13 protein-coding genes are annotated in these 15,931 nt (G+C 42.4%); 11 read left to right on the top strand and 2 right to left on the bottom strand.

Annotated elements, in window-relative coordinates; all coding sequences use genetic code 11:
- The first annotated feature begins 222 nt into the window (after positions 1–222).
- The 6 genes from ECHVI_RS08710 to ECHVI_RS08740 all read left to right on the top strand — a co-directional run bounded on the left by ECHVI_RS08710 (position 223) and on the right by ECHVI_RS08740 (position 9,706).
- Entirely contained in the window at positions 223–1,386 is a 1,164-nt protein-coding gene (locus tag ECHVI_RS08710; protein WP_015265604.1) for an HlyD family secretion protein, read from the top strand.
- A gap of 21 nt (positions 1,387–1,407) precedes the next feature.
- The gene (locus ECHVI_RS08715) at positions 1,408–3,561 is read left to right on the top strand and encodes a peptidase domain-containing ABC transporter (RefSeq protein ID WP_015265605.1); all 2,154 of its coding nucleotides are present in this window, start codon (positions 1,408–1,410) and stop codon (positions 3,559–3,561) included.
- 13 nt (positions 3,562–3,574) lie between these two features.
- Positions 3,575–3,907, top strand: coding sequence for a helix-turn-helix domain-containing protein (locus tag ECHVI_RS08720; RefSeq protein WP_015265606.1), 333 nt, complete (start codon positions 3,575–3,577; stop codon positions 3,905–3,907).
- A gap of 1,654 nt (positions 3,908–5,561) precedes the next feature.
- On the top strand, positions 5,562–6,893 hold the full coding sequence (locus ECHVI_RS08730; RefSeq protein WP_015265607.1) for a M16 family metallopeptidase: 1,332 nt from the start codon (positions 5,562–5,564) through the stop codon (positions 6,891–6,893).
- A 26-nt stretch (positions 6,894–6,919) separates the two neighbouring features.
- Positions 6,920–8,968 (top strand): insulinase family protein, encoded by a 2,049-nt coding sequence (locus ECHVI_RS08735; RefSeq protein WP_041739652.1) that lies wholly within the window; start codon positions 6,920–6,922, stop codon positions 8,966–8,968.
- Positions 8,969–8,977: 9 nt separating this feature from the next.
- Complete coding sequence (locus tag ECHVI_RS08740) at positions 8,978–9,706, top strand: hypothetical protein (RefSeq protein ID WP_041738449.1); 729 nt, start codon at positions 8,978–8,980, stop codon at positions 9,704–9,706.
- 153 nt (positions 9,707–9,859) lie between these two features.
- Here the strand turns inward: ECHVI_RS08740 and ECHVI_RS08745 are convergent, their stop codons facing one another.
- Both ECHVI_RS08745 and ECHVI_RS08750 read right to left on the bottom strand, forming a co-directional pair.
- The gene (locus tag ECHVI_RS08745) at positions 9,860–10,303 is read right to left on the bottom strand and encodes a DoxX family protein (protein WP_015265609.1); all 444 of its coding nucleotides are present in this window, start codon (positions 10,301–10,303) and stop codon (positions 9,860–9,862) included.
- An 86-nt stretch (positions 10,304–10,389) separates the two neighbouring features.
- A complete protein-coding gene (locus ECHVI_RS08750) occupies positions 10,390–12,057 on the bottom strand; it encodes a M61 family metallopeptidase (RefSeq protein WP_015265610.1) in 1,668 nt (555 codons plus the stop codon).
- Between the two features lie 210 nt (positions 12,058–12,267).
- On the opposite strand from ECHVI_RS08750, the gene rpmH reads away from it, so the two are divergent.
- The 5 genes from rpmH (at position 12,268) to ECHVI_RS08770 (ending at position 15,826) form a co-directional block, all read left to right on the top strand.
- Positions 12,268–12,426, top strand: coding sequence for a 50S ribosomal protein L34 (gene rpmH / locus ECHVI_RS23290; RefSeq protein ID WP_015265611.1), 159 nt, complete (start codon positions 12,268–12,270; stop codon positions 12,424–12,426).
- 28 nt (positions 12,427–12,454) lie between these two features.
- Positions 12,455–12,853 carry a ribonuclease P protein component gene (locus ECHVI_RS08755; RefSeq protein ID WP_015265612.1) on the top strand — a complete coding sequence of 133 codons (399 nt, stop codon included), beginning with the start codon at positions 12,455–12,457 and terminating at the stop codon, positions 12,851–12,853.
- Positions 12,834–14,501 carry a S41 family peptidase gene (locus tag ECHVI_RS08760; RefSeq protein ID WP_425386811.1) on the top strand — a complete coding sequence of 556 codons (1,668 nt, stop codon included), beginning with the start codon at positions 12,834–12,836 and terminating at the stop codon, positions 14,499–14,501. The genes ECHVI_RS08755 and ECHVI_RS08760 overlap by 20 nt, the downstream gene beginning before the upstream one ends.
- Positions 14,502–14,630: 129 nt before the next feature.
- The gene (gene tsaB, locus ECHVI_RS08765; RefSeq protein WP_015265614.1) at positions 14,631–15,320 is read left to right on the top strand and encodes a tRNA (adenosine(37)-N6)-threonylcarbamoyltransferase complex dimerization subunit type 1 TsaB; all 690 of its coding nucleotides are present in this window, start codon (positions 14,631–14,633) and stop codon (positions 15,318–15,320) included.
- On the top strand, positions 15,317–15,826 hold the full coding sequence (locus tag ECHVI_RS08770; protein ID WP_015265615.1) for a DUF2480 family protein: 510 nt from the start codon (positions 15,317–15,319) through the stop codon (positions 15,824–15,826). Before tsaB ends, ECHVI_RS08770 begins: the two co-directional genes overlap by 4 nt.
- Positions 15,827–15,931: the final 105 nt, after the last annotated feature.

Here is a 15,931-nt window from a genome sequence, read left to right on the forward strand (position 1 = left end):
GATTTTTATAGAAAGAGCGTTTTTTGTGTCTTTTATTAAAATATTTTGCTGAGCCTCTTTTTCTTACTCAAATTTAATATTGTGCTTTTTGAAACCGATAAAATGATTTTTGTGTCGTAATAGTGTGTGTGAATGTAGTATTGGTGTGTTTTACCTGCAGTAGGTGTTTTTTATTTTGGGTTGGAATGGGTTATATTATTCGTTGTTTAACATGAATCACGGATGAAAACGATTTTTCCAGCCAGTATCATCAATCAAACCACCGAACATTATCAAAGCAAGATTTCTGTTCGGTCAAAGGTCATTTACCTGAGCGTACTGCTAGTTTTGACCGGGATCTTGGTAAGTCTTCCTTTTATTTATGTGGATGTATCGGTCAGCGCCCGAGGTAGATTCCAGACATCCTTGGGGAGAAATGAAATCCATTCCCCAGTTTCTGGCCGGGTTTCATCGATAAGCATTGTCGAAAATGAATCTGTCGGAAAGGGGCAGGTATTGGCAGAGATCAAGTCAGATCAAGTAGACTTGGAGATTGACGGGGTGGATAGCCGAAAGGCCTTGGTGCAGAATTTTATTGGAGATCTAAGGAAAATGATGAAACTGAGTCCTAACCGCATCGATGAATTTGTGGGGCGGACGTTGACCACCAAATATTACCAAGCGGCTTTCTTTGAGTATGTGTCGGGTGTCCAGCAGCTTCAGACGGTTTTGGAAAAGGAGAAGCGTGACCTCAAGCGTGCCAAGGTACTTTTTGATAGTAAGGCGATTTCCGCGGTGGAGTATGACGAGTACCGATCGAAGTTTGAGCAGTCTTTGGCGAACTTGGATATTTATCACAGTAAGAAGATTTCTTCTTGGGAGCAAGAGTTACGCGATTATCAAAATGAATGGGATAAGCTTTCCAATAATAAAAAGCGATTGCGTGACCAGCTGCACCAATATAAAATCATGGCGGGTGTTTCGGGGACGATCATCAATTTCGAGAATATCAAGACTGGGGATTTTGTCTTTGCCAACCAGAAAATAGCGGAGATCTCTCCCGACAGTACCCTGAAGGCGGTAGCCTTTTTAGATCCGGCCGATATAGCCTTTGTCCAGCCCGGGCAGCGTGTCAATCTTCAGGTGGATGCCTATAACTATAACCAGTGGGGACTGCTTGAAGGCACGGTAGAGGAAATTTCAAAGGATATCAATATGATCAGCGAAAACCAAGTGGCCTTTCGTGTGGTTTGTAGCCTTGCCGAAGAAGCGCTTTACCTGAAAAATGGGGTCAAGGGAAATGTGAAAAGAGGGATGACCTTTAACGGCCGTTTCCTGGTGGCAAGACGTTCTTTGTACCAGCTATTGTATGATAAAGTAGACAACTGGCTTAATCCTGCCATGTAAAACAAGTGAGGAGTTAGATTCATGAGCAAAAGCATAAAACAACGGGATATTACAGATTGTGGGGCGGCCTGTCTGGCGTCGATTGCCAGTAATTATAAGCTAAAAATACCGATCTCTAAAATTCGCCAACTCGCTTCCACTGACCAAAAGGGTACCAATGTCCTTGGGTTGATCGAAGCTGCGGGAAAATTGGGCTTTTCTACCAAAGGTGTTCGGGGGAGTTTTGAAAGTTTATTTCAAGTGCCAAAACCGGCTATCGTTCATGTGGTGTTGAACAAAACACTCCACCATTATATGGTGATCTATAAAGTGACCAAGCGTTATGTCAAGGTGATGGACCCAGCAGAGGGCAGGATGAAGAAACTTTCCCATGACGAATTTAAGGACATTTGGACGGGGGTGATGGTGCTGCTGATGCCCAATGAGGAATTCAAGGCCATGAATGAGACAGTTTCTGTGGCCAAACGCTTTTGGTACTTGATCAGCCCGCATAAGAGCGTGATGCTGCAGGCTGTTTTTGGGGCGGGAATTTATACCGTGCTAGGCTTGTCCACGTCCATTTACGTCCAAAAGATCATTGATAATGTCTTCATAAGCCGAAATACCAATTTATTGAACCTGATGAGCGTAGTCATGATATTGCTATTGCTCTTTCAGATTTTTATTGGAGTTTACAAATCCATTTTTGTGATCAAAACAGGGCAAAAGATCGATGCTCGATTGATTTTGGGTTATTATAAGCATTTGCTGTCTTTGCCCCAGCGGTTTTTTGATACCATGCGCGTGGGGGAGATCATTTCCAGGATCAATGATGCGGTGAAAATAAGAGCGTTTATTAATGACGTGTCCATCAGTATTGTTGTGAACGTTTTTATAGTGTTCTTTTCATTTGCCTTGATGTTTACCTTTTATTGGAAATTAGCCTTAATCATGCTGATGATAGTTCCCCTCTATCTAGTGGTGTATGTGGTCACTAACCATTTGAACAGAAGGGTGGAGCGCAGGCTGATGGAAAATACGGCAGAGTTGGAGTCGCAGTTGGTGGAGTCTATCCACTCGGTGAGAACCATTAAGCAGTTTGGGGCTGAGGATTATGCCAATATCAAAACAGAGGGCAAGTTCATCAACATGCTGGGGTCTATCTATCGTTCAGGGTTGAATAATGTGTTTTCCAGTAATTCGTCCGAGTTTATTTCTCGTCTCTTTACGATCCTTTTGCTGTGGATTGGGGCGGGGTATGTGCTTGAAAATGAAATCACCCCCGGAGAGCTGCTGTCCTTTTATGCCTTGATCGGTTACCTTACAGGGCCCTTGGTGGGCATTATAGGGATGAACAAAACCATGCAAAATGCGGTCATAGCAGCAGACAGGCTTTTTGAGATTATGGACTTGGAAGTGGAGGAAAAGAAAGAAAAATTCGAGATCAAGCGGGAGGACATAGGAGACATTGCTTTTCAGCAGGTGGTGTTTCGTTATGGCTCGAGGGCCAAGGTCTTTGATGGTCTTAACCTGACCTTTCCCAAAGGCAAAGTCACCGGAGTAGTAGGGGAGAGCGGTTCCGGCAAATCTACATTGGCAGCCCTTCTCCAGCACTTTTATTCTTTGGAGGCTGGGCAAATAAAAATAGGCATTCACGATATCTCTTACATTGAGCACAGTTGTTTACGGCGGATAGTGGGGGTGGTGCCGCAGCAGGTAGATTTGTTTGCCGGCAACTTAATTGATAACATTGCTTTTGGAGATCATCAGCCCAATATTCAGAAGATCGTAGGGATCTGTCATGAATTGGGGATGATGGATTTTATAGAAGGATTGCCCAATGGCTTTGCTACCTTTTTGGGTGAACATGGTGCATCACTATCTGGTGGGCAGAGGCAACGAGTGGCTATTGCCCGCGCCCTGTACCGGGATCCTGAAATTATCGTGATGGATGAGGCCAATGCTTCCCTGGATCCGAAATCCGAGGAATATGTCCAAAGGGTGATCAGAACTTTGGTAAAAAAGGGAAAGACTGTTATTTTTATTACGCACCGATTGTCGGCAGTAAGGGATTTTGATCGTATTTTGGTATTGGAAAAAGGAGAACTGGTAGAACAGGGAGGTCACCACCAACTGTTTGCTCAGGAAGGGAGATACTATCAAATGGTCCAAAAACAGGCTTTTGTTTTGGGTTAATGACAGATGAATTATGAATTTTATTAAACATATTGAACGCCTTCAACTCATCAATAAATTGGTGAAAGAAGAAAAAACAGGTTCTCCTGAGGAGTTGTCCACGCGCTTGGGTATCAGTAGAAGGCAGTTATATAATCATTTGGAAAGCCTTAAGGACATGGGGCTTGAAGTTGCTTTTTCAAGGAAGATCAATAGTTTTCACTATGTGGATGAAAAGCACCTTGAGATGACTTTTACATTAAAGGTCATCGGTCCTGAGGAGACGGAAAATATTTATGGCGGAATGTATCTACCCATCATTCCGGAATGGCTTCCTGAATGGGAATGGCTAAATGAGGCAGGCTAATCGCTATGGCCATCTGAAAATAAATGGAATTTTTTAATATCGCTTACCTAAGTTTCGACAGGAGTCAATTATTTTCGAATCTAAACCGCACGTGAACGGCCAAATTTTGGGGTTAAATTCACCATTTTAAGGTTTTTTGCCCCAGTTATTTTATTATTTTTTTGTTGGTTATCAGTCGAATACATAAAAAATGTTCTCCGTGCAAGTTTTGTGCACGCACTCAAGGTACCTTTATAATAACGAAACAGAGAGGAGAGGGGGATTCAGAAATTCGTTGATTGATCGCCTTAAACCTATTCTGCTAGGCAATATAGCTCGATTAGAATAAAATGAAACTACTGCAAAAGGTGTAGTTACTTTCCAGCTGGGTTGCTGTTTTTACCTTATCGGTCAGCTATCAGCATTGGCTACATCTTTTAAATATTAATTGATGGTTGCTCTTGGCACTAATATTGAGGTGGAGAGCGTACATAGATTAAAGACAATATTTTTTAGTATTTACTATGTTGGTGATTTTTTAGTTCTCGTGTTGATTAACGTCAGAAGGGATACATGTGTGGTGTATCCCTTTCTTTTTGTCTCCTGGCGATATTGTTATTCATGAGAAGAAGAAGCATACCAAAAGGATCAAGCATTATTTCTGGGGGGAATAGGGCTGTCAATGCGGCTAAAACCTAAAACATTGGATGGGCAAATTTACCGTGGTCTTGCTTTTGACTATGAAGAGGGCTCCCTGCCAAGGCTTGAGGAACGATACATTCCTTTAAGTCCAGGTTCACAACAGCCACTTGGTGCCCTTGGGACCTTGTGGCATTTTTGTCTATCGCTGTTTTACCATTTAGCAAACCCACAGTCTCCAACTTCTCCGCTTGGTCAAAATAGTGACTGCGCAGTGGGCCTTTATCCTGCTGTTGTCCTCGTTTTTAAAGAAATTTAAGGCTTTTTCAGAAACATGACATTTGTCATAATTTAGGTCATTTAGCCTATATATATTTGCGCTATCAATTTTTGTAATGCCTCTTTTGGTGAATGGAGGTTAAGTATTGATATTTTTTGATGAAAATCGCTCAGGAGTGTGTTGAACAAGTGCGGATTTTTAGTATTACTATGTTGGTTATTTTTTTACTTCCTGTGCTGATTATTTAGGAAAGGAGGGGTGCTAGACGCCTCTCCTTTCTTTTAATGGTGCTGGCAGATAGGGTTTCGGAGATACCGGAAGTGCTTCCTGATTATAATTAGAAAATAAACACCATTAATTGAATATGAGTAATCCTGGTCGCTTCATCGTGAATAGCTGTCCGTCTTTAGTTTTTCAGTTTACCGACTAGATCCAGTGAAGAGGGCGCTAGACCGCAAGGTGATGATGTTTAGAGGGATGCAGATTTAAGCTAAGTCCAGCTTTTATACCTTCCAAAAAGAGGTTGTATTGTAGCTAAATGTCGTAAGGCAAGCTTGATTAATGCCACTAAAAATATCCCTGTGCTATTTTTATGGCTTGTTAAGGGTTATATTTACCAATTCTAAGTTCGAATGTGTTTTTTAGGATGGAGCTGCGTAGATTTAAGTATTCAATTGTTTGTTAGTTTATCTGATTAAAAATACATTTATATTATTTACGATTTTAAATGCCCACAATATATATAAATACCCAAGTATGAGAAAAATCTGTTTTTTAATTTTGACGATAACCAGTCTGTTGGTTTATCCGGTCATTGCGCAAAACAAAATTGAGTTTCAGGAATTTGACCTGGATAACGGTTTGCATGTCATCATGCATAAGGATAACACCACACCCATTGTGGTGACATCTGTTTTGTATCATGTAGGTTCTAAAAATGAGGATCCAGAACGAACAGGGTTTGCCCACTTTTTTGAGCACCTGCTGTTTGAAGGGAGTGAGAATATCGGTAGAGGGGAGTATATGAAGAAAATCCAGTCCGAAGGAGGCACGTTGAATGCATATACGAGTAATGATATTACTTATTACTACGAAACGCTTCCATCGAACAAATTAGAACTGGCTTTATATATGGAAAGTGAACGAATGCTTCACGCCAAGATTGACCAAGTAGGAGTGGATACTCAGCGGGAAGTGGTAAAGGAAGAAAAAAGGCAACGTTATGATAACCAACCTTACGGTACCATTCTTCCAGAAACGCTGAAGCGTGCTTATTCAAAACACCCTTATCAATGGGCGCCTATCGGCTCTTTAGAGCATTTGAATGCAGCGACCCTTGATGAGTTTATGGGGTTCTACAATGAGTTTTATGTTCCCAATAATGCTACCTTGACCATTGCTGGTGATATCGACTATGATCAGACTGAAGCTTGGGTAAAGAAGTATTTTTCAGAAATTCCTCGTGGGAAGATGGAGATTTATCGCCCTGATATCACTGAACCGGTAAAAACAGAGGAGATCAGGGATATCGTCTACGACAATATTCAGATTCCCGCTGTGATTCAGGCGTATAATTTACCTCCCAAAACCGATCCGGATTCTTATGCGATGGATATGCTGTCTACTTACCTTACAGGCGGAAATTCTTCCTTGATGACGAAGGAATTGGTGGATAAGCAGCAGAAGGCATTAGCAGTGGCTGCAATTCCGCTGGATTTAGAAGATGGCGGGATCTTTATAATGTATGGCATTACCAACATGGGGGTTGAGGCAGAAGAATTGGAGACCGAAATTGATAAACTGATCAAGCAGGTTCAGGAAGAAGGGGTGTCAGAGAGTGACTTTGAGAAGCTTCAAAACATTATTGAGAACGATGTGGTCAGCAGTAACAGTACATTGTCTGGGATTGCACAGAGCCTATCACAGTCTCATGTGTTTTTTGGCCATACCAGCCATATCAATGAGGTGCTGGAGAAATACCGATCGGTATCCCGAGAGGATTTGAAGCGTGTGGCCAATGAATACCTTACACTGGATGGCAGAGTGGTGCTTTATTACTTGCCTAAATCAGCGCAACCTCAAGATTGATTTTTAACATGAATGTGGACAAACCTATGAAAAAGAGCATAATATATTTATTCCTTTGCATGGCTATCACTACGATGGGTCACGCACAAGTAGATAGAAGTAAGTATCCTGAGCCTGGGCCTGCGCCAAAGATAGAGCTGCAAGACCCTGAGACGTTTACGTTGGATAATGGCTTGAAGGTTTTTGTGGTGGAGAATCATAAGTTGCCAAGAGTGGCTTTTTCCTTGGTGTTGGATAGAGATCCTATTTTGGAGAAAGACAAGGCTGGCATGACAGGGTTTGTAGGAGAGATGCTGATGGCCGGAACCACAAACAGGTCCAAGGATCAATTGGATGAGGAAGTGGATTTTATCGGTGCTTCCTTAAGTGCAGGATCGACTTCCTTATATGGATCGTCATTAAAGGAGCATCAAGGGAAGATTCTTGACCTAATGGCTGACGTGCTATTTAACCCGTCTTTTCCCCAAGAAGAGTTGGATAAACTTAAAAAGCAATCCTTAACGGGCTTAGCCACATCCAGGGATGAACCTGATGCGATTTCGTCAAGGTTAGCGGGGAAATTGGTCTATGGAAAGGACCATCCTTACGGAGAGATTAGGACAGAGGAATCCATTGAAGCCATAGAATTAGCGGATATCAAAGCATATTATGAAACCTACTTCAAACCAAACATTGCCTACTTGGCCATTGTAGGCGATATCAATAAAGAGGAGGCTGAAGAGGTAGTGAAATCCCATTTTGGAAGTTGGGAGAAAGGCCAAGTTCCAGAGATGGACTATGCTACTCCTACGCCCCCAGCGCAGAATGAGGTGGCATTGGTGGACAGGTCAGCCTCAGTACAGTCTGTAATCGATATAGCTTATCCGCTTGAGATGAGCCTTAAAAATCCAGATTATCTTGATACGCGGGTGTTAAACTATATCCTTGGAGGAGGATCATCTTCAAGGCTATTCATGAACCTTAGAGAGGACAAAGGATATACCTATGGTGCTTATTCAAGCATCGGCTCAGACCAACTGGTGACCAGTTTTTCGGCGGGAGCTTCCGTGAGGACCGAGGTGACAGATTCTGCGGTGTCAGAAATGATTTATGAAATCAACCATATCGTAGATGAAGGAGTGACGGCAGATGAACTCGAAGCGGCCAAAGCAAATCTTAGTGGTAGTTTTGGTAGGTCATTGGAAAGCCCTTCCACCTTGGCGAGTTTTGCGATAAATATCGAGCGCTATGGACTGCCCCAGGATTTTTATAAAACCTATTTGCAACGCCTCAGTGCGCTCACGGTGGAAGATATCAATGCTGCTGCACGAAAATACATCAAGCCCGAAAATATGTACATTACCATTGTGGGTAATGGTACGGACATTAAAGATAAGCTTGACCAGTTTGGTCCTGTCAGCCTTTATGACAATTGGGGCGATCCTGCCAAAGAGATAGAAATGACCGATATCGATATGACTGCCGAGAAGGTGGTGGCCAATTATATTGAGGCAATCGGTGGAGAAGAAGCAGTGAATGCTATCGAAACAGCCAAGGTGAAAGTAAAAGCGGAGGTGCAAGGGCAAGTGATTGAAATGACCATGGTATATGATGATCCAGGTATGCGGTTTAGCCAAAAGGTAGGGATGATGGGAAATACCGTCTCCAATACAGTACTCCAAGAAGGAAAAGGAACCGTTACAGCCATGGGGCAAAACAAGGAATTGACCGATGAGCAGTATGAGGAGGCAAAGATGAACATGTTTATCTTTCCAGAGGTACATTTTGAGGAATTGATGTATACATTAGCGCTGGATGGGGTGAAAGACATCGATGGCCAAAATGCCTATAAAGTAATTGTATCCAATCCCACTGGTGCTAAAAGTGTGAACTATTATAGTGTGGAAACGGGTTTAAAACTGAAGAGTGAAAATGAAAAGACCGGTGAAATCACTTATTCCGATTATCAAGAGCATGATGGTGTGAAGTATGCCATGGAAATGGTGGTAAAATCCCCAATGATTCCTGCGCCGTTAAACACCACGGTCGAGTCACTCGAGTTTAATGCGACGTTAACAGACGAAGATTTTAAATAATATATAACTATGAAAAAGGCAATGATTGCATTGGTGGCATCACTGATGATGAGTGGCGTGGATGTCCAAGCCAATGAATCCATGGAGAAAAAGCATCTGATCGCTTCCCAAGAGGTGACCGTAAAGGAGGTAGTGGATCGGTATATCGAAGCAGCAGGTGGCATTGACAAGGTCAAGGCAATCAAAAACATGGAAATGAACATGGAAACTGAAATCCAAGGGATGACCCTTGTGATCAAAGCAGTAACGGACCAAGAACATAATCGACTATTGAACCTTACAGAGATGAACGGTAACCAAGTGGCCAAGACTGTCATCAAAGATAACAAAGGTAAGGTGGTCAGTATGGGGCAGGAACAAGATCTGACAGAAGATCAGCTAAATTCCATGAAAAGCCAGACTTTTGTGTTTCCGGAATTGTTTTATGAGGAATTGGGCTATGAAGTGACCTATGGTGGCACCGAAGATGTGGAAGGAGAAGAAGCCTATAAGTTGCTCCTTAAAGATGCCAGTGGTGTGGAGACTGCTGAGTTTTACAGCGTGGAATCTGGCCTGAAGCTAAAGACAGAATCAGAAGCAGCGGGAACGGTAAGTTATAAGGATTATAAGGAAGTAGATGGTATTATGGTTCCTTCTAAAATGGTGATTGCCAACACGATGATGCCTGCTCCCATGGAGGCCAATATCACTTCTGTAGTATTTAACCAAGAATTGGATAATGCCCTTTTTGAATTTTAATTTCCTTCTCGGTTAGCCATAATAGAACGAGGCTGTCTTATTATCCGCCATCACGAGCGTAGCCTGCCTGAGGGTAGCAGGAGATCTCGATGTGCTATCTTGCGCATATGACGTGGACTTATGAGACAGCCTCTTTTTTGTTTCATAGCATTTTTACCAATTTGGATGGTTTTTCATCCAATGGTCCAGTGAAAATTTTCCTGATCCATAAACCAGAAACACCACCAATAAGATCAATACAATCAAGGATAATTCAAACTCTAGGTTGTTTGCTGCAGAAAGGAACCCTTGGTTGATATTAATAAAGAAAACCGCCCCCAGTAATATGGGGATCTGGAATATAATCGCAAAGCGTGTCAGTAGGCCAACGGCAATCATAAAGCCTCCTACCAAATGAGCAAAGGCCACGTAATGTGCCAAGGCAAGGTTAAAGAACTGTAGATCGCTATTGCTCATCATTTCCATCAAGGCATTTGTGTTGGCAATAAACAAGATGCCCTTGTACAAGATAAATAAACCCAGTGCCATTCTAATGAAATCTATCCACTTAGGATGGTGGGTGTCTGCCCATAGTTCGATTTTTGAAATAGTTTCCATGTCATTTTGGGTTTTGTTTAGCAGTAATATACAAATAAATAAGCTTATTTATTTGATTTTCACGGCTTTAATAAAGAGGCTTGTCCTTATTTTACCCAACGCTTCCGTTTAGGATTGGATTCTCCTGCAATCAGAAGATACTCCAAGTAGTAATTTGTCGTAGAGGCTTCCAGGGCAGGGGTTAGTTTTCTTCCAAAGCGATCAATCTCTAGCTGTAACGGTTCGTTTTCTAGGGGCAGTGCTGGGGAAAAGCTTTGGTGGTTGATGGTGATGATTTTGTCTCCTTGCATGAGAAGCTTATAGGCAGGGCTATCAGGATGAACTTTTGAAATCGTTCCGTCAGAAAGGGCCTGTATCCCCCAGTTGGCAGCAAGGACTTGTGTATGGGGAATGGTTTTGATGCTGATGTTGACAGATTCCATTTGTTCACACAATAGAGGGAATATGTCGTGGTTTTCCTGGACATACTTTTCGAAAAATTGTTGGATCACTTGATCGTTTCCGTAACACGCGGCTATGACCTGAGTGAAATCCTGCATGGTATATCCTTTTTGGGGTTTGCCAAATCGTTCCCACATTATTTTCATGACTTGGTGCAGGCTACTTCCTTGGTCCAATAGCATGAGGTCCAGAATGGTGGAGATTAATGCCCCACGGTTATAAATACTGACTTTCCTTTCGGGAATTCCTGCTTTGTAGCCATCCAGCCACAGGTCCCAACTGGAAGCGGATATAGCCTGATTTTGCCATCCAAAGGAGCCAAACTCCCGGGCAAGTTGTTTCTGCATATTATCCAAAAAGGTACTTAGGCTGAAATAGCCTGATTTTAGTAAAAATAAATCTCCCATATAAGTCGTCACTCCTTCCGCAACGATTCCTGTATCAAAATACACCTCTTTTGAAAAATCATAAGGCAGCAGTGGTTTTGGTCTGATGCGGCAAACATTCCAGAAGTGATAGAGTTCGTGACAGCTTACACCAAAGAATTCATCCATTTCACTTTTTTCCTTTAGTGAATCAGCTGGACCAAAAGTAATTACTGTGGAAAACTGATGCTCTACTCCATGGTAATGTTTGTAAGGTAGAAGCTGATATAAAAAGTGGTAATCTTCGGCAGGGAATTCCCCAAAGGCATCGACCTGTTTTTCGGTAAATGCTTCAAATTGACGAATGAGTTGAGGCACGTCGAAATGGATTTCGCCTTGAAACCATAAATGAAAATTGCTGCGTTTTACCTGATAGCTGTAGTGTTTTAGGCTTGCGGATGCCATCAAGGGGCTATCCACGAGGTGTTGATAATCGGTGGCTTGATATAGATGTTTCCCTTTCTTGGGCAGTGCTGTAGCTACTTCGAAACCCTCAGGAAGGTTGAGCTGGACCTTCACCGGTGCGTTCTCGAAGTCTTTTACTGCAAAGCAGCAATTGATAAAATTTATGTAGAGCTGTTCATCATCAGACCAGCTTCCTCCAGCATCCATTTGTGCCGCATGGAATTCATAGGATATGCGATACCGTCCAGCCTGTACAGATTTAAACGTCCACAGATCTTTGGTTTCCTTTTGCCAGTGGATGGTCTCCGTGCCATGATTTACCTGAAATGCTCGGATTTTTTGGGCATAATTGGTGATTTCGTACCGTCCAGGTCTCCATGACGGAAGCTGAAGGGAATAGGTGGTGTTGCTTTCACAGTCAAAAGAAAGTTCAATTTGTACAAATTGATTGACAGGATTGTTTCTATATATCAGGTATTCCATTTACATTTGTGCTTTACAGTAAACAAAAGTAAGCCACTGATTTGTAAATAAAAAAAACGTGGCTATCTTTGCAGTCCTTTTCAGGGTATACTGGAAACAAGGACAAATAAAAGCGGAAAAAATTCAAAACATAAATCGGTAAAAGAATAAGCGGCGATGGGTGTTCAGTCCCGTTAGGTTTTCTGTAACCGATATAAAATTTAAACGATCATGAAAAGAACATTTCAACCTTCTCGCAGAAAAAGAAGAAATAAGCACGGATTTAGGGAAAGAATGGCGTCACCTAACGGCAGAAGGGTGATCAGAGCAAGAAGATCAAAAGGTAGACATAAATTGTCCGTATCTTCTGAAAAGACGCTTAAGAAGTAATTTATTCGTTCCTTGTTGCCTTATCACTATGGACTATAGGCTGCCAAAGAAGGAGAGATTACATTCTCAAAAGTTAATAAAGGAACTTTTTGACAAAGGTTCCTCTTTTTTTTTATATCCATTTAAGGTTATCTACCTCCCCTTGGAAGGGGAGGAGGAGGCCAATCAGGTACTTTTTTCTGTTTCCAAAAGGAAAATTAGAAAAGCCGTTCACAGAAATTACCTAAAAAGAAGGATGAAAGAGGCTTATCGGCTCAACAAATCAATCCTTATAAATGGTAAAAACAACAAAAAATTGATAGCTTTCGTATATGTAGCGCCTGGGCTGGAAGAATTTCACAAAATCCAGTCGAAGGTTCAGAAAGTATTAAATCGACTTGCAGACAGGCAAGGAGCAAACCGTAATGATGATGAAGAAAAGAAGTAGCCTAATAGCCATTTTTTTGGTGCTAATTGTTGGTGGGGGAGTGTTGGTTTCCTTTAAGGGAAAGAACGATAAGCTTTTTTTGATAGCGAAGAACCTTGATATTTTCGCTTCCTTGATCAGGGAGTTAGACTCTTATTATGTTGATGAAATTAAACCAGAGGAGCTGGTAACTGTTGGAATCAATGCCATGTTGGAGGAGTTGGATCCATATACCACTTATATTCCAGAGGAGGAGTCTGAAGATTTTAGGACCATGACCACTGGAGAATATGGTGGGGTTGGAGCCATGATCGGCAATAGGCTTGGGAAGAACATGATATTAATGCCCTACAAAGGATTTCCGGCGGAATCTTCAGGGCTTAGAATTGGGGATGAACTCCTTCAGATAGACACCGTGAATGTGGTGGATCTAGTGACTTCTGAGATCTCCGAAATGCTGAAGGGACCGGCCAACACGCCAGTGGAGGTAATGGTGAAGAGGGGAGAGGATACGTTGTCATTTGATATTATGAGAAAAAAGATCGTGATCAATAACGTTCCCTATTATGGAATGGTAAATGATCACATAGGATTTATCAAACTGACTGATTTCACGACCAATGCGGGAGATGATGTAAGAAAAGCATTGGTGGAGTTGAAGGAGCAAGGTGCAGATCGACTTATTTTGGATTTGAGGGACAATCCTGGCGGTATTTTGAAAGAAGCGGTAGATATCGTGAGTTTGTTTATGCCAAAAGGTAAAGAGGTGGTTAGTACCATTGGTAAGTTGGAAAATGTAAATGCAGAATATAAGACCAATCGCTCACCGGTCGATAAGCATATTCCACTGGCCATTTTGGTAAACGAGCGATCAGCTTCGGCATCTGAAATTGTTTCAGGAGCACTTCAGGACTATGATCGGGCAGTGTTGGTAGGGAGAAAAACCTTTGGAAAGGGGTTGGTGCAAAGTACCATTCCGCTTTCTTACAATGCACAGGTTAAAGTGACTACTGCCAAGTATTATATTCCTAGCGGTCGTTGTATACAGGAAATCGATTACAGCAAGCGAGGAAAGGATGGAAGGGCTGTAAGTGTAGCCGATTCGTTGCGTCATGAATTTAAGACAACGAATGGCCGGACCGTGTGGGATGGAGAAGGGATCATGCCTGATGAAGAAGTCGACGCAAGAACCTATGCGCCCATTACGTACAGTTTAGTGGCCAGAAGCTTGGTGTTTGAGTTTGCGAATGAATTTTATTACGAACATGACAGCATTTCTTCCCCGCGGACATTTGAAGTGGATGATGCGCTTTATGATGAATTCGTGAGTTGGCTGGAAGGAAAGGAATATGATTATGTGACCAGGGTGGAAAAAACGATTGAAGACCTGGAGGAATATGCAAAAGAAGAAAAGTACTTCGAAGATATTAAGGGTGAGATTGATTCGCTGAAAAAAAGTGTCAGCCATAACAAGGAACAGGATTTGGTGACCTTCAAAGAAGAAATTAAGGAGGCGCTCGAGGATGAGATCATATCGAGGTATTATTACGAAGGAGGGGTAGTAGAAGCTTCCCTAGATCAAGATAAAGAAGTGGCCAAGGCAGTGGAGATTCTTTCTGATGAAGCACACTATCATCAAATGCTCCAGCCCGCAATGGCCAAGAAGTAATTTCCTCTCTGAGGTCAAAACTCCTTTCTGGATCCTTTTGGGGTTTGGGGAGGAGTTTTTTAAGTTTTGAATTCACTTCCGAAAATTGGAACAGTGGTCTTAGATGTATGATGAATTAATGATGCTTTCATGACGTTGATTTTATCCATAGAAACGGCAGTTTCGGTATGTTCAGTGGCACTGCATAATGATGATGGCTTGGTGGGCTTGATGGAGCTTCGTCAAGAGAATATTCATGCCCAAAAGCTTATGCCCTTGATAAAAGATCTGCTTGGGCAGGTAGGAGTGGGCAGTGGGGCGTTGGATGCCGTAGCTGTCTCAGAAGGTCCAGGTTCCTATACCGGTTTAAGGATTGGCGTTTCTACCGCTAAAGGAATCGCCTTCGCGCATCAGTTGCCCTTAATAGCCGTGGGCACATTAGATGCCTTGGCGCATCAGGTGGTTGATATGGTTGAGCCCGAATCGTTCATAGTGCCGCTGATAGACGCAAGGAGAATGGAAGTTTACAGCAAAGTTTTCGATGGTAAGCTGCAGGAAATAGAACCAATCACACCGGTTATTGTGGATGAAAAATCCTATGCAGCTTATTTGGAAAGCGGAAGGGTGTATTGCTGTGGTGATGCTGTCGGGAAGGTGGCAGAGGTAATCGATCATCCCAACGCCCGCTTTTTGAAAGTGTATAATTCAGCGGCAAGTGTAGGTGACTTGGCTTTGAAGAAGTTTCGTCAAAAAGATTTTGTCGATTTAGCTTACTTCGAACCGAACTACTTGAAGGAATTTAGGGTTCTTAAATCAAAGAAAAATCCATTAGCCTTATGAGTGAAATAGTGAACAGGGTAGCCAATAGTCCAATAGTGACAATAGACTTGGAGGAATATTATGGCCAAGGGACAGATCGTGTGTTGTTTGACCTGAAAGTGTTTTTGTTCCAAGAGCTCGTGTTGAAGGAGCGAGATTTTAGAAAGGCTTTAAAAGAGCTTGATTGGGAGCAATACCGTGGGAAGTTTGTAGCGGTAGATTGTACGGTGGATGCGATTGTGCCGACCTGGGCATATATGTTGGTGGTGACCTACTTGGAAGGAGTGGCCAAGGATGTGGCAGTGGGCTCAGTAGAAGATCTGGAGCGGTACCTATTCCAGAAAGCCCTTATGGCGATTGATCCTGCTACTTTCGAAGGTAGACCAGTAGTCATCAAAGGATGCAGTAAATTTCCTGTTCCCATTTTTGCATACGGAGAAGTGGTACGTTTACTGAAAGGAAAAGCGAAGTCTATTATGTATGGTGAGCCGTGTAGTACAGTGCCTGTGTACAAGCGGCCAAAGTAGTTGTTAAAATATTCCACTCAATAATAGCGAGTTGCGAAAAACCAATAGAAAAAATCAAGGGCCGGTTTGGTAATTTTAAGAAAGAGCTCTATGTTTGCATTCCCA

Origin of the sequence: Echinicola vietnamensis DSM 17526, from assembly GCF_000325705.1 — a bacterium.
Lineage (GTDB): Bacteria > Bacteroidota > Bacteroidia > Cytophagales > Cyclobacteriaceae > Echinicola > Echinicola vietnamensis.